17 protein-coding genes and 1 pseudogene are annotated in these 17,246 nt (G+C 59.8%); 9 read left to right on the top strand and 9 right to left on the bottom strand.

Annotation, left to right across the window (positions count from 1 at the left end):
• Nucleotides 1-4: 4 nt before the first annotated feature.
• Both JQ848_RS21490 and uraH read left to right on the top strand, forming a co-directional pair.
• Complete coding sequence (locus JQ848_RS21490) at nt 5-484, top strand: GlcG/HbpS family heme-binding protein (RefSeq protein WP_010656842.1); 480 nt, start codon at nt 5-7, stop codon at nt 482-484.
• 32 nt (nt 485-516) lie between these two features.
• Nucleotides 517-927 carry a hydroxyisourate hydrolase gene (gene uraH, locus JQ848_RS21485; RefSeq protein WP_003438508.1) on the top strand — a complete coding sequence of 137 codons (411 nt, stop codon included), beginning with the start codon at nt 517-519 and terminating at the stop codon, nt 925-927.
• A gap of 38 nt (nt 928-965) precedes the next feature.
• Here uraH and JQ848_RS21480 read toward each other — a convergent pair whose 3' ends face one another.
• From JQ848_RS21480 to JQ848_RS21460, 5 genes are read right to left on the bottom strand one after another with little or no spacing between them, the layout of a single operon-like run.
• The gene (locus JQ848_RS21480) at nt 966-2,189 is read right to left on the bottom strand and encodes a methyltransferase (RefSeq protein WP_202211142.1); all 1,224 of its coding nucleotides are present in this window, start codon (nt 2,187-2,189) and stop codon (nt 966-968) included.
• A complete protein-coding gene (locus JQ848_RS21475) occupies nt 2,170-2,859 on the bottom strand; it encodes an ABC transporter permease (protein ID WP_003438518.1) in 690 nt (229 codons plus the stop codon). The genes JQ848_RS21480 and JQ848_RS21475 overlap by 20 nt, the downstream gene beginning before the upstream one ends.
• Nucleotides 2,859-3,551 (bottom strand): ABC transporter permease, encoded by a 693-nt coding sequence (locus tag JQ848_RS21470; protein ID WP_003438519.1) that lies wholly within the window; start codon nt 3,549-3,551, stop codon nt 2,859-2,861. Before JQ848_RS21470 ends, JQ848_RS21475 begins: the two co-directional genes overlap by 1 nt.
• Before the next feature lie 58 nt (nt 3,552-3,609).
• Nucleotides 3,610-4,362 carry a transporter substrate-binding domain-containing protein gene (locus JQ848_RS21465; RefSeq protein WP_003438520.1) on the bottom strand — a complete coding sequence of 251 codons (753 nt, stop codon included), beginning with the start codon at nt 4,360-4,362 and terminating at the stop codon, nt 3,610-3,612.
• 13 nt (nt 4,363-4,375) lie between these two features.
• On the bottom strand, nt 4,376-5,149 hold the full coding sequence (locus JQ848_RS21460; RefSeq protein WP_003438521.1) for an ABC transporter ATP-binding protein: 774 nt from the start codon (nt 5,147-5,149) through the stop codon (nt 4,376-4,378).
• A 535-nt stretch (nt 5,150-5,684) separates the two neighbouring features.
• Here JQ848_RS21460 and gabP point away from each other — a divergent pair.
• From gabP to gltS, 4 genes are all read left to right on the top strand, one after another.
• Nucleotides 5,685-7,076: a GABA permease gene (gene gabP / locus JQ848_RS21455; protein WP_010656840.1), complete on the top strand. Its 1,392-nt coding sequence runs from the start codon at nt 5,685-5,687 to the stop codon at nt 7,074-7,076.
• A 190-nt stretch (nt 7,077-7,266) separates the two neighbouring features.
• A complete protein-coding gene (locus JQ848_RS21450; RefSeq protein WP_202211141.1) occupies nt 7,267-7,992 on the top strand; it encodes an IclR family transcriptional regulator in 726 nt (241 codons plus the stop codon).
• A 20-nt stretch (nt 7,993-8,012) separates the two neighbouring features.
• On the top strand, nt 8,013-8,951 hold the full coding sequence (gene hutG / locus JQ848_RS21445; RefSeq protein WP_127195685.1) for a formimidoylglutamase: 939 nt from the start codon (nt 8,013-8,015) through the stop codon (nt 8,949-8,951).
• A 58-nt stretch (nt 8,952-9,009) separates the two neighbouring features.
• Entirely contained in the window at nt 9,010-10,218 is a 1,209-nt protein-coding gene (gltS, locus tag JQ848_RS21440) for a sodium/glutamate symporter (RefSeq protein ID WP_003438528.1), read from the top strand.
• Nucleotides 10,219-10,230: 12 nt separating this feature from the next.
• Here the strand turns inward: gltS and JQ848_RS21435 are convergent.
• Nucleotides 10,231-12,503 (bottom strand): annotated as a pseudogene (locus JQ848_RS21435) (ATP-binding protein).
• On the bottom strand, nt 12,500-13,105 hold the full coding sequence (locus JQ848_RS21430) for a biliverdin-producing heme oxygenase (RefSeq protein WP_127195687.1): 606 nt from the start codon (nt 13,103-13,105) through the stop codon (nt 12,500-12,502). The pseudogene JQ848_RS21435 and the gene JQ848_RS21430 overlap by 4 nt, the downstream one beginning before the upstream one ends.
• 207 nt (nt 13,106-13,312) lie before the next feature.
• Between JQ848_RS21430 and JQ848_RS21425 the strand changes: the two genes are divergently transcribed.
• The 3 genes from JQ848_RS21425 (at nt 13,313) to JQ848_RS21415 (ending at nt 15,303) form a co-directional block, all read left to right on the top strand.
• Nucleotides 13,313-13,561, top strand: a complete 249-nt coding sequence (locus JQ848_RS21425; protein WP_003438536.1) for a DUF1272 domain-containing protein — start codon at nt 13,313-13,315, stop codon at nt 13,559-13,561.
• Between the two features lie 76 nt (nt 13,562-13,637).
• Nucleotides 13,638-13,991 (top strand): metalloregulator ArsR/SmtB family transcription factor, encoded by a 354-nt coding sequence (locus JQ848_RS21420; protein WP_003438539.1) that lies wholly within the window; start codon nt 13,638-13,640, stop codon nt 13,989-13,991.
• A 19-nt stretch (nt 13,992-14,010) separates the two neighbouring features.
• Entirely contained in the window at nt 14,011-15,303 is a 1,293-nt protein-coding gene (locus JQ848_RS21415) for an arsenic transporter (RefSeq protein WP_202211139.1), read from the top strand.
• Nucleotides 15,304-15,716: 413 nt separating this feature from the next.
• Here JQ848_RS21415 and JQ848_RS21410 read toward each other — a convergent pair whose 3' ends face one another.
• Together JQ848_RS21410 and JQ848_RS21405 are read right to left on the bottom strand one after the other, a co-directional pair.
• Nucleotides 15,717-16,643, bottom strand: a complete 927-nt coding sequence (locus JQ848_RS21410; RefSeq protein WP_408003745.1) for an alpha/beta hydrolase family protein — start codon at nt 16,641-16,643, stop codon at nt 15,717-15,719.
• An 8-nt stretch (nt 16,644-16,651) separates the two neighbouring features.
• Nucleotides 16,652-17,122 (bottom strand): hypothetical protein, encoded by a 471-nt coding sequence (locus tag JQ848_RS21405; protein WP_161720299.1) that lies wholly within the window; start codon nt 17,120-17,122, stop codon nt 16,652-16,654.
• Between the last annotated feature and the right edge of the window lie 124 nt (nt 17,123-17,246).

Here is a 17,246-nt window from a genome sequence, read left to right as displayed (position 1 = left end):
GCCGATGATGCTGAAAACTTTGCTGTTATGGACTGCGGTGGGCGTTGCCGGTGCGGCCCAGGCTGCGCCAAACCTGGCGCGTCATGCTGATCTGGACCTGGCCACCGCCCGCCAGCTGGCCGATGCCACGCTCCAGCACTGCTCCGGTGCGCTGAGCGTGCTGGATCGCGGTGGCAACGTACTGACGGCCATGCGCCCCGAGGCGGTAGGCCCGCACAACCTGCTGGCCAGCCAGCGTAAAGCCTTTACCGCGCTGTCGAGCAAAACCCCGACCCGTCTGTTTGCCGAGCGTGCGCGCAGCAATCCCGAAGCTGCGAACCTCAACTCCATTGCTGAATTGTTGCTGCTGGGCGGTGGTGTGCCGCTGTTTGCAGACGGTGAGCTGGTGGGCGCGCTGGGTGTGGCGGGGGCCGGTGGTGCGGAGCAGGACGAGGCCTGCGCAATCAAGGCCGCTGAACAGATTGGCCTGACGACTCAACGCTGAGTTGAGTGTTTTTTAACCATTGAGGAAGACCGATGAAAGCTTTGCGAATCACTTTGACGGCCTTGAGCCTGAGTGCAATATCGAGCCTGGCACTGGCGGCGGGCAACCCTTTGAGCGTGCATGTGCTCAACCTTGAAAACGGCCTGCCTTCGCCAGGGGTTAACGTAACCCTGGAAAAACACGTTGGCCAGAACTGGCAGCCGCTGGCACAGGGTGTGACCAACGAACAGGGGCGCATCGGCGAGTTGTTCCCGGAGAAACAGGCAATGGAAGCGGGTCAGTACCGGGTGGTTTTCAAAACCGGCGAGTACTTCAAAAAAGCGGGGCGGGATACTTTCTTTCCGGAAATTCCGGTGATTTTCGAAGTGAAAAATGCGGATCAGCACTATCACATTCCGTTGCTGCTGAGCCCTTACGGGTTTTCGACCTATCGCGGATCCTAAACCGCAGCCAATCATTGTGGGAGCGGGGCTCCCACAAGTTATCCACAGCGCTGGGCCAGCAACATCAGATTGCGCGGGGTCAGGTGGCTGTCGCAGAACTCCCCAAGCTGCACCTCATAGCCGCGCTCACTCAGGTACAAGGCCCGATCCAGCACCAGCCACAGTTCCATCGGGCGGCGGAACAGCCCGCGTACCAGCTCCAGATTGCGCACCTGTGCCAGCCGTTTCCAGCCTGCTGCCTGAAGTGCAGGCCAGTCTTCTTCGCCGTTTGTGGATAAGTTCTTCAGCTGCGCCAGGTCTTGGCAGTATTGAGCGAAAGGCTTATTGAGCCAGGTTCCGGGCAGCGAGGGTGTGGATAAGTACTGGTCGCACTGACGGTGCTGGCGTTGCCACAGGTCGAAGCTCAGGCGTCGAGCCATTGACTCATCGCGCTGGCGCCGCACCCGGCTGCCGGCGGTCACGGTTTCGCTCATCGGCAAGCTCAGGTCCTGCAGTGACAGATGCAGGGTCGAGGTGCGGGCCGCTGTGGATAACGGCTGATAGTGGGTGGCGCTGATACGGTTGTAGCAGCAGGGCGAGATCGCCAGTTGTGCACAACCCGCGGCGCTGGCCAGTTGCAGCAGGCGCACATGCAGATCACCACAGGCATGCAGGGCGACGGGGGTCATGTCGGCCCGCAGGTGTAATTCGACGTCAGGGGCGAGGACGTCCTGTTGTACGTGCCGGGCCGGCAAGTGGTGACGCTGGCTCAGCGCCTGACCTGCGTCGATCAGGGCCGGGTCGTATTCCAGACACGTCAGCTGCTGCTCACCGGTTAACAACCGGCGTCCCAAATGGCCTTTGCCCGCGCACCAGTCCAGCCAGTGAACGGGGGCCTGCCTGAAGTCAAGGCTTTGGGCGAAGGCTTCTATTTGCTGCCATTTGCGGCCCGGGACGTCCACTTGCAAGCGCTGGGGGGCCGGTGCCAGGGTTTGCCCGGGCAGGCGCTCGACGCTGCCGAGGGCGAGGGAGGTGGCGGCCAGTTGCGGGAACGGCGCCGGGGCAGACAGGTATTGGGGCTGGTTGTGACTGGCTTCGGCGTCTTGCAGGGAGCGCCCGCGCAGCCACCGGGCCAATTCGGGATGTTGCGCTTCCCACGGCATATTCAGTTCGGTGAATGGCCGTGGGCGCCACAGGTGCTGGTGGTCGCGCAAAAACCTGTCCAGTGCCTCGAAGCGGGCGAGCAGGGGCTCGCCCTTTTGGTTAACGCCCCTGGCAGGCATCGACGCGCAACCAGCGCTCCAGCAATTTGAAGCCCTGAATCAGCACAAACGACATCACCAGATAGATCACACCGGCTATCAGGAACATGTCCACCGTCTGGTAGGTGCGGGAAATGATGGTGCGGGTCATGCCGGTCAGTTCCAGCAGGGTCACGGTGCTCGCCAGCGAACTGGCCTTGAGCATCAGGATCACTTCGTTGCTGTAGGCCGGCAGGCCGATACGCGCAGCACGGGGCAGCACGATATGCACCAGGGTCTTGAAGCGCGACATGCCCAGGGCGCGTGCGGCTTCGATTTCACCCGGCGGGATGGCCTGGATTGCACCGCGCAGGATCTCGGCGATGTACGCCGCGGTGTGCAGGGTCATGGTGATCACCGCACACCAGAACGGGCTGCGCAGGTACGGCCACAACACGCTTTCACGCACTACATCGAACTGCGACAGGCCGTAATAGACCAGAAACAGCTGGATCAGCAGCGGCGTGCCACGGAAGAAAAAGATGTAGGCATAGGGCAGCGAACGCACGTACCACAGGCTGGATGAGCGGGCGATACCCAGTGGAATGGCGACAATCAGACCGGCGATGACCGAAAGGGCAGTCAGCTCCAGTGTCAGGGTTGCGCCCTGAATCAGCTTGGGCAGCCACTTGATGAAGAGTTCCAGGAGCATTACGTTCTCCTCACAAAGCCGCGCGCCGCGCGTTTTTCAAGCACATGCATGGTACCCATGGCCAGTACGGTCAGGCCCAGGTACATCACGGCAGCCACCATGTAGAAGGTGAACGGGTGTTTGGCGAAGGTCACGGCGTTCTGTGCCTGACGCATGATTTCTTCCAGACCGATGACCGATACCAGCGCGGTGTCTTTCATCAGGATCATGAACAGGTTGCCCAGGCCGGGCAGGGCGATACGCCACATTTGCGGCAGCACCAGCTTGCTGAAAATCCGCGGCCTCGACAGGCCCAGCGCCAGGCCCGCTTCGCGGTGACCTTTGGGGATGGCCAGAATGGCACCGCGAAAAACCTCAGTGGCGTAAGCGCCAAAGCACAGTCCCAGAGCCAGCACACCCGCCGCGAAGGCACTGAGGGTGAGGTCGGGCATGCCGATGAATTCGCCGAGGGCACGTACGGCATTCACGCTGCCGAAGTAAATCAGCAAGACCCACAGCAGCTCCGGAACGCCGCGCACCAGAGTCGAATACGCGCCGCCCAGCCATCGCAATGGTTTGTAGGACGAAGTTTTGGCCAGTGCACCGAGCAACCCGAGCACCAGGCCCAGACACAGCGCAGTGAGTGCCAGTTTGACGGTCATCAGCGCGCCAGCGGCAAGCGCCGGGCCGAATCCGTATAAGTCGATAGTCATAAATTAGGCAGGCTTTGCTAGGGACCGGCGCAGCCTTGCGGCGCGCCGGTCAGGCAGGTCATTCAATGCTGAATGGGAAATACTTGTCGTTGATCTTTTTGTAGGTGCCGTCTTCTTTGATTTCTTTGAGCGCGAGGTTCAACTTGGTACGCAAGTCGCTTTCGCCTTTACGCAAAGCAATGCCGACCTTGTCGTCTTCGTTGATCGGGTTGCCCTTGAACTCATAGTCCTTGCCCGCCGGATCATCCTTCAACCAGCCATAGATGGCGTACTTGTCAGCCAGCAGTGCGTCTACACGGCCCGAGGACAAGTCGAGATAGGCGTTTTCCTGGGTATCGTACAAGGCGATGTCCCCACCCACGTTATCTTCCAGCCACGTTGCGGCCTGGGTTGAGCGCTGGGTGCCCAGTTTTTTGCTTTTCAGCGATTCAATGTCGGTTTTGAAATCGACACCTTTCTTGGCCACGAACTGCTGTTTGTTGGAGTAGTACGGGTCTGTGAAGTCGACAGCCTGTTTGCGGTCGTCAGTGATCGACAGGGAAGAGACAATAAAGTCGTACTTCTTGGCGTTCAGTGCGGGAATGATGCCGTCCCAATCCGAGGTCACAACTTCGCACTCGGCTTTCATCTTGGCGCACAGGGCCATGGCAATGTCGTAGTCAAAACCGACCACTTGCCCGCTGGCGTTCTTGTTGTTGAACGGAGGGTAGGCCCCTTCGATCCCCACTTTGTACTTATCAACAGCCAGGGCATTGGCACTGAATACCAGGCTGGCGGCAGCGGCCAGGAGAAGCTTTTTATAGTTTTGCATTCGTGTTGCTCCGTTAGCGGTTGCTGGACATGAATTGTTTACAGCGCGCTGAAACCGGGTTGTCGAACACCTGTTCTGGCGACCCTTGCTCTTCGATCAGGCCCTGGTGCAAAAACACGACTTGCGAAGACACCTGACGGGCAAAGCCCATTTCGTGGGTGACCAGCAGCATGGTGCGACCTTCTTCGGCGAGCGCGCGGATAACACTAAGTACTTCCTGGACCATTTCCGGGTCAAGTGCCGATGTGGGTTCATCGAACAGGATTACTTTGGGCTGCATGGCCAATGTGCGGGCAATTGCGGCACGTTGTTGCTGGCCGCCGGACAATTCTGACGGATAGGCATGGCGTTTTTCGGCGATGCCGACCTTGGCCAGCAACGCTTCGGCAACTTCGATTGCCTCAGCCTTGCTCTGGCCCAGGACACGACGGGGAGCCTCGATAATGTTGTCGAGGATGGTCATGTGCGGCCACAGATTAAAGTTTTGAAATACAAAACCCAATTCACTGCGCATGCGATTGATCTGCTTGCCGTCGGCTGCGACCAGTTCGCCATTTTTGGCTTTCTTGAGCTTGAGTTCTTCGCCTGCGACCAGGATCTGGCCCTCATGGGGGTTTTCCAGCAGGTTGATGCAGCGCAGCAGGGTCGACTTGCCGGAGCCGGAAGAACCCAGGATCGAGATCACGTCACCGTCGCGTGCGGTCAGCGAGATACCTTTAAGTACCTCAAGCTCGCCGTAGCGTTTATGCAAGTTGCGGATTTCAAGCGCGGGCGTGGCCAAAGCCATGTGCGTTCCTCATTGTGTTCGGGAGCGATCCTGCTGTGTGGCGGCCAAGCTAGCATAGGGCCACAAAGGCAACCAGCTGCTCTAAAGGAACAAAAGGCGAGAGGGTGGCCGTTTGTCGCATCCCGACAGCAGACTGTCGCGCGGACAACAACCGACCCTGTAATTTGCCGCTCGGCCAGACAGGTGTCGCTTAAAAAAGGTCGCGATGTTGCCAGCTTTGGCCCTGTGTTGGAAGCGTGAACCTACTAAAGGGCACAGATGCGCACCGCTTTTGGGCCATACGGGCAGTTTTGAGTATTTTTGGTGCGTTTTGGTGCCTGTGACTGAGTGTTACGGTAACGCTTTGGCAAAAAGCCATTACTCTCAACGGGTTGCAACGCCAGAGATGAATCGATGCAGCCCGCGCAAACCGTGCACTTGTCACATTTTGGCTCATTTATTGCGTAAATAATTCTAAACGCCCCGTTGGTTACTTTTTACGAGAAGGTAAGCAGGCGCGGCGCTCGGAATGGCTTTCACTGCAAAGGTAGTCCCAATGAGCAATACGCAAACTCCTAACGGCCTGGAGCAAGGGCTCAAACCACGGCATGTGACCATGCTGTCGATTGCCGGGGTCATCGGTGCCGGTCTGTTTGTCGGCTCCGGACACGCGATTGCACAGGCGGGTCCTGCAGTGCTGCTGGCATACGCCGCAGCGGGTACGTTGGTGGTGCTGGTGATGCGCATGCTGGCCGAAATGGCCGTCGCATCCCCTGACACCGGTTCGTTCTCCACCTACGCCGACCGTGCCATCGGGCATTGGGCCGGCTTCACCATTGGCTGGCTGTACTGGTGGTTCTGGGTGCTGGTCATCCCGCTGGAAGCCGTCGCCGCCGGCACCATCCTGCATGCGTGGTTCCCCGGCACGGAGATCTGGGTATTTACCCTGGTCATCACTCTGTTGCTGACCGCGACCAACCTGTTCAGCGTCAAGAACTACGGCGAATTCGAGTTCTGGTTTGCGCTGGTCAAAGTGCTGGCGATTATCGGCTTCATCATTTTGGGGCTAATGGCGATTTTCGGCCTGCTGCCAAACAGTCAGGTCAGCGGCGTTTCGCATCTGGTGGACAATATGGGCTTTATGCCCAACGGCATGGGCGCTGTGCTGGCCGCCATGCTGACCACCATGTTCTCGTTCATGGGCACGGAAATCGTGACCATCGCGGCGGCTGAATCCAAAGACCCGAGCAAGCAGATCACCAAGGCCACCAACTCGGTGATCTGGCGTATCGGCTTGTTCTACCTGGTGTCGATCTTCATCGTTGTGGCACTGGTGCCGTGGAACGATCCGGGCCTGGCCCAGTTCGGCTCCTATCAGACCGTGCTTGATCGCATGGGCATTCCGAATGCCAAGCTGATCGTCGATATCGTGGTTCTGATCGCAGTTACCAGCTGCCTGAACTCGGCCCTCTACACCTCGTCGCGCATGCTCTACTCCCTGAGCAAACGCGGTGATGCGCCGGCGGCTGCCAAGCGTACCAACGCCAGCGGCACCCCTTACTGGGCGGTGATGATGTCTACCGGTGCAGCCTTCCTGGCCGTGTTTGCCAACTATGTCGCACCGGCAGCCGTGTTCGAGTTCCTGCTGGCCAGCTCCGGCGCCATTGCGCTGCTGGTGTACCTGGTGATTGCCATCTCGCAACTGCGCATGCGTCAGAAACGTACGGCGCAGGGTGAGACCATCTCCTTCAAAATGTGGCTGTTCCCGGGCCTGACCTGGGCGGTCATCGTGTTTATCGTCGCCATCCTGACCATCATGCTGTTCCAGGAAGCGCATCGAGTTGAAATCATGGCCACCGGTTTGCTGAGCATTCTGGTGGTAGTGGCGGGCCTGTTGGTGGCACGTCGCCGACGTATCGAGAAGTTGGGGGCACCCGTACTGAACTGACGCCAGGACGGCGTTCCACCTTCAGTACAGCGGGCCGCCATCCCTCAGGATGGCGGCCTTTTTTGTGGGCGCAAGCAGGTGAATTGCTTACCGCTGATCGTTATCTGGCGGATTTTTCCCACTCAGTGGGAATCAAGTTTCAGCTAATGGGAAACTCCGTGCACCATGCCCGCAAGAGCATGAGGCCGATATGAACTACAACACGCCCACTGATCGTTTGCTGCAGATCCTCGTCACCCTGGGGCAATCCGGCGAGGCGATCTCCGCCAAAGAACTGTCCGAGCAGCTGTCACAGCCGCTCAGCAGCACCTATCGACACCTCAAGACCCTGTTGCGCTGGGGCCTGGCCGAAGAAAACGGTCAGGGCCGCTATTTGCCGGGGCCTGCCTGTTTGCAGCTGGCCAAGAAGTTCGATCGCGAAGCCTTGCTGGTGACGCTGGCCAAGGCTGAACTCAAGCGCCTGGCCGAACAGAGCCAGGAAAGCGTGGCATTGATGGTGCCGAGTAATGGCCAGGCGATTTGCATCGAGCTGGTCGACAGCCCGCAACCGCTGCGCTGCTGTTACCAGAAAGGGCTGGCCCAGCCGCTGTTGGTCGGTGCTTCGGCACGGGTGTTACTGGCGTACATGGATGAGGCACAAAGCCTGCCGATTCTTCAGGCGCAGGGCATCGAAAGTGAAGAAATCGCCACTTATCAGCGCAATTTTGCCGAGATTCGCGCGACCGGCTATGCCGTGAGCCTGAGTGAAATTGACGACGGCATCTGGGGCGTCAGTGCGCCGGTGGTCGACAGCCGCAATCGCCTGCTGGGTGCTATCAGCCTCATGGCCCCGGCCATCCGGGCACAACACCGCAGTGAACGCCTGATCCGCTGGACCCAGGATGTAGCGCTGCGCCTGAGCGCCCGGCTCGACTGAATTTGACTGGAGTTTCAAGCATGACCATGGTTCCCGAGATGCAGGTGTGGACAGGCCGCGTAGACGCTGCCGAAGGGCAGGGCGCACTGCGCTGGCATCAATGGGTCAAGCCCTTTGCCCGGAGCCAGCCTGCGGGCGCGGCACTGATCGGACTGGCCTGCGATGAAGGGGTCAAGCGCAATCAAGGCCGCACCGGTGCCCGCCTGGGGCCGCCGGCCTTGCGCAAGGCCCTGGCCAATCTGGCCTGGCACGGCCAGGCACCGCTGTATGACGCGGGCGATGTGGGCTGTACCGACAGCGACCTTGAAGGCGCACAGCAGATCTACGCCTCCCACGTCAGCTTCCTGCTCGACCAGGGGCACTTGCCGTTGGGGTTGGGTGGCGGCCATGAAATCGCCTTTGCCAGCTTCAGCGGTCTGGCCGATCACTTGCGTCAGCGCAGTCCGCAGGCGCGGATCGGGGTTCTGAACTTCGATGCCCACTTTGATTTGCGGCATGCCGGGCAAAGCAGCTCGGGCACTCCTTTCCGGCAGATTGCCGAGTATTGCCAGCGTGCCGACATGCCCTTTACCTACTGTTGCCTGGGCGTCAGCCAGCTGAATAACACCGCTGCGCTGTTTGAACAGGCCGAGCAACTGAAGGTGCGTTACCGCCTCGACCGGCAGATGAACAGCTGGGACATCTCTGCCTGCGAAGCCCTGATCGACGAATTTTTGCAAGAGGTCGACCACCTCTACATGACCATCTGTCTTGACGTTTTGCCCGCCAGCCAGGCGCCCGGGGTCAGCGCGCCGTCTGCCCATGGGGTGGACATGCAGATCGTCGAGCATCTGGTACGCCATGCCAAAGCCAGCGGCAAATTGCGCATGGCCGACATTGCCGAGCTCAATCCGAGCCTGGACACCGATAACCGAACCGCCCGTATCGGCGCGCGTCTGCTCGCCAGCCTGATTGATTGAGTTTTTCCGTATATCCCTGAAACCGCTTGTTGAATCATAAGAAAAAGAGAAATTCGCCATGCTGACATTCGAACTGGATGCGTTGAGCACCCTTGCTCTCGCGCTGCTCCTGCTGGGCCTGGGTGCCCAATTGAAAAAACGCAGCTACTGGCTGCGCCAACTCTGTGTTCCGGCACCGGTGATTGGCGGCTTTGGTTTTGCCTTGGTGATCTGGCTGTTACGTGATCGGCAACTGCTCGACCTGACCCTCGATACCAGCCTGCAAACGCCGTTGATGGTGGCGTTTTTCACCACCGTCGGCCTGGGGGGCAGCCTGGGGCTGCTGCGCAAGGGCGGCAAGTTGCTGTTTATCTACCTGGGTGCGTGCTGGGGCCTGGCCCTGGTGCAAAACGTGGTGGGTGTCAGCGTGGCCAAGCTGCTGGGTATCGACCCGTTGCTGGGGATCATGGCCGGTGCGGTGTCGCTGGAAGGTGGTTTCGGTGCCGCGGCCGCGTTCGGCCCGATTGCCGAGAACCTCGGTGCGGTAGGCGCGACCACTGCCGCTCTGGCGGCCGCGACCTTCGGCATGGTGGCCGGCGGTTTGCTGGGCAGTCCGCTGGCGCGCTGGTTGATCGAGCGCAACAAATTGACGGTCAAGGCGGAGGAAGTGGGCAACCTCAAGGCTTTCGAAGAAGTGGTCCACACCCCGCCGGCGGCTCTGGATGCTGCGACCTTGCTGCGGTTGCTGACCTGCATCGTGGTGATCATGGTCCTGGGCTTCTGGCTGGGCGGCAGCTTGCAGCAGCATTTGGGCATCGTACTGCCGAGCTATGTGGGCGCGATGTTCGTGGCCATCATTCTGCGCAATATCAATGACCGCACCCAGGCTGTAGAGATGCCCGATCATGCCGTGAGCACCATTGGCGACGTGAGCCTGGGCATGTTCCTGACCATGGCCATGATGAGTCTCAAGTTCTGGGAACTGGAGAAGCTGGGGTTGCCGCTGCTGGTGATCCTGGTGGTGCAAGTGGTGATCATGATCCTGCTCTGCGTGTTCGTCCTGTTCCGCCTGTTTGGCCGCAACTACGACGCCGCAGTCCTGTGTGCAGGCTTCATGGGGCACGGTCTGGGAGCGACACCCAATGCCGTGGCCAACATGGGTGCCATCTGTGACCACTACAAAGTGTTCTCCTACAAGGCCTTCATCATCGTGCCGTTATGCGGCGCAGTGCTGATCGACATTGTGGCCATCCCCATGATCACCTGGTTTATCAACGCGTTCAGCTAAGGTCAGGTGATGTCAGGCCAGCTCTTGTGGGAGCTGGCTGCCTTCGACAGGCTCTACGCGGCGCACGGTAAAGCGGAATTCACTGCCTTGGCCCAGGGTGCTTTGTGCACTCAACAGGCCGCCGTGGGCCTTGATGATCCCTTGAGAGATGTACAGCCCAAGGCCAGTGCCAGAGGTATTTCCTTCCTTCGCCGTCCAGTAGCGTTCAAAGATGTGCGGCAGTTGCTCGGCCGGGATGCCTTTGCCGGAGTCGCGTACGCTGAACACAATGTCGTCTCCGCTGGTTATGGCGGCCACTTTGATGGTGCCTTGAGCAGGGGTGAACTTGATCGCGTTGCTGATCAAGTTCGACAGCACCTGGAACAGACGCTCGGGGTCGGCATGGATTTTCAGATCGGGCTCTGAGTGGAAGGTCAGCTCGAGCCCCTTGTCGGTGGCCAATGGCGTCAGCAACGACAGCGCTTCTTCAAAGATCTGGGTCACGTCCAGTGACTGGGGGGAGATCGTGTAGCGCCCGGCTTCTATCTTGGACGTATCGAGCAAATCTTCGAGCAGGATGTTCATGCGGCTGGTGGCCTGTTGCATGGTGTCGATGGCGGTTGTGATGCGCCGTGAAGCATGGGAGCCGTCACTGCTGAAGGTTTTCTGCATCATCCCGCACAGCATGGAGATGATGGTCATGGGGTTGCGCAAGTCGTGTGACACCACCGCCACCAACTCATCCCGCGCCCGTACTGCCTGCTGCTCGCGCAGAACCTGACGGCTCAGGTCATTTTCCAGTGCCGAGCGACGCAGGTCGTTGGCGGCGAACAAATCGCCGTGGCTCCATTTTTCGCAGATACCGTCCACCTCGACTTTCCACAGCTCGAACGAGGTGCGCGGGCTCAGTCGCAAACCGGTAGCGCTGTGTTCCAGGTTCAGAGGTTTATTCGGGTCGCCACTCCACGGGATGCTTTCTTTGATCTCGCTGCGAAACCACAGCACGGCATTGTCCACAGGCTTGGGCAGGCACATGGCCAACAGGCCGCTGGCGACGTCCTTGTACTCGGTGGCCGGGGCATAAACCGTCGACAGGCTGTGGGTGGAAAATACAGGGTCGCCGGATGCTTGAACCATCGGTACAGATCACGGATTTGTTCGGGGTGCGGGCATTGGCCATAACGGTGCAGCACTTTGTCTTCGATGATGGCTACACCGCTGGCCCGGGTCAGTTCCATCAACAACCGTGGCTCCAGTGCCAGACCGTCGAACACATTTTCCGGGCCTTGCTCCATGGCGCTGTTCAGGTGCACCAGAGCGTCTATTTTTGCTTCTCGCTGGCGGCTGATTTCCAGGGTTTGCAAGGCACTGATCTGTAAGGACAGGACCTGGCCAATAGTCTGGCACGCCATGCGCAGCTCGTGCGGCACATGCAGGGGGGTGCGATGACCGCAACTGATCAGGCCCCAGAGCCGTTCGCCATCCATCAGGGAGATACTCATCGAAGACAGTACGCCCATGTTCTGCATGTATTGGCAGTGGATCGGCGACACGCTGCGCAAGGCCGCTCCGCTGAGGTCCAGGGCTTGCCCCGTGTCTGGGCGCAGTTTGGGGACCAGCTGTACCGGCTCATAGGCCGCGTCGGGAATGATGCGCAGCCAATGGGTGCGATACAGCTCGCGCGCCTGCACCGGGATGTCCGAGGCCGGAAAGAACATGCCGTTGAACAGCTCCATCGCAGGGGCTGAGGCTTCGGCGATGACCTGGCCGTGACCCTCTTCATGGAAGTGGTAAATCAGTACCCGGTCATACCCGGTCAGCGCCTGAATCTCGCTGACGCAGATTTCGTACAGCGCGGGCAGTGTCCTGGCCGCCTGCAGGCGTTGCAGTACGCGGCTCAGGTTGCGCACTTTGGCCATCGTGCTGTTGAGCTCGGTTTCATCGGGCTTTAACTCAAGTTCCAGAATCAGGGTGCCGTTGCTGCGGTGTAACAAGCCCTCCCAGGTCAGCCCCTGCAGATTCAGCTCCAGTGGCGGCATATCGATTTGCTCGACGAAGTGGCTGGCTTGTTGCACCGCGGCGGCTGCCTGCGGGCCGGTCAGCATCGACAGCGGTTGATTCAACAGGGCTGCAGGCAGCATGCCGAACAGCGTCTCGACATTGGCACTGACCTGCTGGATGAGCAGCTCGGGACCGCAGAGGGTCACCAAAATACCGTGGGGCTGAATGGCCCCCGGAAAACGAATGGGCTCGTCAGCGCAGTTGGCCAGCAAGACTTCAAAAGCTTCAGTATCCAGTGGGTTCATAACAACACCTCCTGACGTTCTAACCATTGCTCGAAACAGCTGAAAGTAAAACAGGCCGCCTTGACGGCCTCGGCGCGTGCCCCGGCGTCCAGCGGCATTGCGCAGAGAAACTCCAGGAACGATTTCCAGTTGCGGCCGGTGGCTTCGCCATATACATAGAGAAAGGCGCCACCGTCATGGGCTTGCAGCCCCAGGCGCTCGGATATTTGTTTGCGCAAGATATTGCCGCCCAGCGTGGCACCCTCAAGCACATATAAAACACCAAGCACACTGGCTTCGCTGTTCAACTGCGGCAGGGTCGGGCACAGCGAGAGTGTCCCGGGATTGATGCCCAGGGCCTGCAGATCTTGCTCCAGGGCCTGAGTCTTGAGGCGTGCGTGCAGGTCAAAGCCCGGCGGGATCAATGGGCTGTTTGCAAGCCTGCTCTCCATGGCCTGATAGAACCCGTAATAGGCCGCCAGCAAGCGTGTGTAACGTTGCAGGTCAAGGCTGTCCGAGAAAAACGGCAGGCGCTTCTCAAGCGCGACATGCAGGGTCTGGGTGCCGGAGCGGAGCTCGTGCAAAACCGAAGGCGTTGGCGGGGAGCTGGATTCGTATGGCATGCCGTGTGACGGGGCTCTCTGTGTACGCTTTGAAAGGAGCGCTGATCAAGATATGAAGGCGTGAAAATCAAAAAGTGCCATTCATTCAGATAGAAGGTTTTGATCTCACGCACAGCTCCGGCATTTTTACGCGCAAATTAACGATTGGCTTTTTGTTGGAAGCGTCTTAACTGCAACAACGAATGTTTTCGTCCAGCCGAGGTGCTCATGCTCGAATTACGCCCCAATTGCGAATGCTGTGATTGTGACCTTCCGCCTGATTCGTCCCTTGCGCGGATCTGTTCATTCGAATGCACGTTTTGCGCCTCCTGTTCGGAGCAAAAGCTGGGCGGGCTTTGTCCTAACTGCGGCGGCGAGTTGGTGGTGCGGCCGCGTCGGCCGGACAACAAGCTGGGCAACAACCCTGCATCCAAAACCCGAGTGAATAAGCCTGAAGGATGCAGCACCCGCAACTGACCTGGGCGGTTTATCCTGGTTGTTATTACATATGGAAATTCATATATTCGGATTCCCATATGCAAGGCGATGCGAGATGACGGACGATTTTTCCCCTCCGGCGATTTTTAAATGTCTGGCTGATGCCACCCGCATGCGCTCGGCGCTGCTCATCGTGCAAGAAGGTGAGCTGTGCGTGTGTGAGCTGATGTGCGCGCTGAATGACAGCCAGCCCAAAATCTCAAGGCATCTGGCGCAATTGCGCAGCAGCGGGCTGCTGCTGGACCGGCGTCAGGGCCAGTGGGTTTATTACCGGCTGAATCCGGCGCTGCCGCAGTGGGTCGTGGCGGTTCTCGACACCACCCTGAACGCCAACGGCCAATGGCTGCGCGACGATATGCTGCGCCTTGCAGCCATGGGCGATCGCCCTCAACGCAACCGCTGCTGCTAAGCCGGGTCGGGAGAGTTTTATGTTGGCTGCAGTTGCAATTTTTGTGTTCACGATTGTGCTGGTCATCTGGCAGCCCCGAGGGCTCGGGGTGGGCTGGAGCGCTTCCCTGGGTGCGTTGCTGGCCCTGATCTTTGGTGTGGTGCAGTCGGGCGATGTGCCTGTTGTATGGGCGATCATCTGGAATGCCACGGGCACTTTCGTGGCGCTGATCATCATCAGCCTGTTGCTCGATGAAGCCGGGTTCTTTGCCTGGGCGGCCTTGCATGTGGCGCGCTGGGGCAGGGGCCGCGGTAAAGGCTTGTTCGCTTGCATGGTGTTGCTTGGGGCCCTGGTTTCGGCATTGTTTGCCAACGACGGCGCGGCGCTGATCCTCACCCCGATCGTGGTCGCCATGTTGTTGGCGCTGCGATTTTCACCGGCGGCGACCCTGGCATTTGTGATGGGGGCCGGCTTCATTGCCGACACCGCGAGCTTGCCGCTGGTGGTGTCGAACCTGGTCAATATCGTCTCGGCGGATTACTTCAAAATCGGCTTCAACCAGTACGCCGCGGTGATGGTGCCGGTCAACCTGGTGAGCGTGGCTGCCACGCTGGGCATGCTGCTGTGGTATTTCCGGCGCGACATTCCCGCCGCCTACGACCCTGCGCAGCTGGCTGATCCGGCCAGTGCCATCAATGACAAAGCCACCTTCGTGGCGGGCTGGTGGGTACTGGGGATCCTGTTGGCGGGCTGTTTCGCCCTGGAACCGCTGGGGATTCCCATCAGTGCCATCTCGGCCCTGTGCGCGGCTTTGTTGCTGGGCATCGCGGCCCGCGGGCACAAAATCTCCACCCGCAAAGTGCTCAGGGAAGCCCCCTGGCAAATCGTGATTTTTTCCCTGGGCATGTACCTGGTGGTCTACGGCCTGCGTAACGCCGGGCTCACCGATTACCTCGCGGGCTGGCTCGACGGCTTCGCCCGCTACGGTGTGTGGGGCGCGACCCTGGGGACGGGGCTGCTGGCAGCGTTGCTGTCATCGGTGATGAACAACCTGCCAACCGTACTGATCGGAGCCCTGTCCATTGACGCCAGCAACGCTAGCGGGGTGATCAGGGACGCCATGATCTACGCCAACGTGATCGGCAGCGACCTGGGGCCAAAAATCACCCCGATCGGCAGTCTGGCCACTCTTTTGTGGCTGCACGTACTGGCGCGCAAGGGGATCCGCATTAGCTGGGGTTACTACTTCAAGGTCGGGATCGTGCTGACGTTACCGGTGCTCTTGATCACTTTGGCGGCACTGGCCGTGCGATTGGGAGGCAGCCCTCTGTAGGCGCGAGCTTTTCAATCCGCCAACAGCTCGCGAGGCAAGCTCGCTCCTACAGGTTTTTTTGCGTCCGGAGGGGTGGTGTATGGAGCCGGGTACATCGTCCGCCAGCTCTCCTGTCTGTAACCATTACCGATATCTTCGGGGCTGATGCGCAAATGTGTGCGGGGGCTGGCGCTGTAGGAGCGAGCTTGCCTCGCGAGCTTTTCAGTCCGCCAACAGCTCGCGAGCAAGCTCGCTCCTACAGGTTTTTTTGCGTCCGGAGGGGCGGGTGTATGGCGCCGGGTACATCGTTCGCCAACTCTCCGGCCTGTAACCATTGCCGATATCTTCGGGGCTGATGCGCAAATGTGTGCGGGGGCTGGCGCTGTAGGAGCGAGCTTGCCTCGCGAGCTTTTCAATCAGCCAACAGCTCGCTCCTACAGGTTTTTTTGCGTCCGGAGGGGCGGGTGTATGGCGCCGGGTACATCGTCCGCCAACTCTCCGGCCTGTAACCATTGCAGGGCAATCGGCCACAGGCTGTCCTGGAATCGGCTATGGAAATACGCGAAATGGCCGATCTCTGTTACACCGATATCTTCGGGGCTGATGCGCAAATGTGTGCGGGAGCTGGCGCTGAAATGGCTGAGCAGGCGCTCGATGGCCGCTACGGTGCCGAACGGATCGTCGCTAAGGCTGATGGCGAGGGTTCTGGCGCTTACTGAGGCAAAGGGCAGGGTGGCAAGCTGGCGAGCGCTGGGGAGTTGTCCGTAGTGCGTGCTGCAGGTCACCCAGTCCCGCACCACACCTGCCGGGGTATCTTCGAGCCAGCCCAGGCGGGTACCGGGGAAAAAGCCGCAGAGCCGGGTGAGCAGCGGCATGACCCCGTGCCACTTGGCGAACATCTGCCAGCGCTGTGCCGGCGCATAGTCGCGCCAGCAGGCAAATTGCGCCCCCACTGTCACTACGTGGCGAATAACCGCTCCTGAGGCCGCCAGGCCCACTGCACAGCCGCCAAAGCTGTGACCGACCACATCGATCGGCTGGCCCGGGCATTCGCGCTGTGCGCGCTTGAGGAGGGCTTCAAAGTCCAGCGATCCCCAGTCCGACCACGAGGCCTTGAAGCCGCGCAGTGATCCTGTGCGCGAAGCCCCGATGCCGCGGTAGTCAAACAGCATCACGTCCATGCCATGGCTGAACAGATACTCGGCAAAGCGCGCGTAGTAGCTGCAGCGCACCGAGGTGGCGGCGTTGATGATGACGACGGCGCGCGTGGCATCCGCCGCGGGCTGGCGCCATTCAAGACCGCCCAGCAAGTAACCGTCAGCAGCAGGCTCGGTGAATGCCCGGCTGACAGGTCGGGGCAGGGCAGCTGTCAGTGGGCGCTCCGGGTGCTGCGTTCCTGCAGCAGGCGCGAAGCTTCGACGTAGGCTTTGTGGAATGCCGGGGTTTCGATCCAGGCCACGGCACTGTCTTCATCGTCGCCATGGATGGCAATCCGGTACTCGATCAGCAGGCCCATCAGGAAGTCGGTCGCCGGTTCTTCTTCCTCTTCCGAGATCACCAGCTCCAGTACCGGGTATTGCAGGAACACCGTGCACATGGTTTGCAGGCTGATGGCTTCGGCGGCCTTCATGACCTGGAACAGATCGTCGTAATCGGCCGGGTCAAAGCCGTTGTCGAGGATGTCCTGGAAGTTGAAGGTGCTGAGGTCGATTTTTACGTCATCGAACGGATTGTCGATCAGGGTCGCAGCCGAAGCTTTGGCCGGTTTGCCGACGCGGTTCTGTTTGGCTTTGGATTTGGCCCGCTGCGCGTGCTTTTGCTGTTTCTTTGGCGTTGCCATGAACGTGTGTCCTTTGCAGGCTGAGGAGAGGATTGAACCCCATCTCTTTGCAATCGCCAAGAGAGGTGGCGCCACCGGGTATAAATCGCGCCCAACAAAAAACCCGCACTAGGCGGGTTTCTTG

The sequence above is a fragment of the Pseudomonas paraversuta genome (assembly GCF_904067025.1).
Taxonomy (GTDB): Bacteria; Pseudomonadota; Gammaproteobacteria; order Pseudomonadales; family Pseudomonadaceae; genus Aquipseudomonas; species Aquipseudomonas paraversuta.
This window is presented reverse-complemented; position numbering and strand designations above follow the sequence as displayed.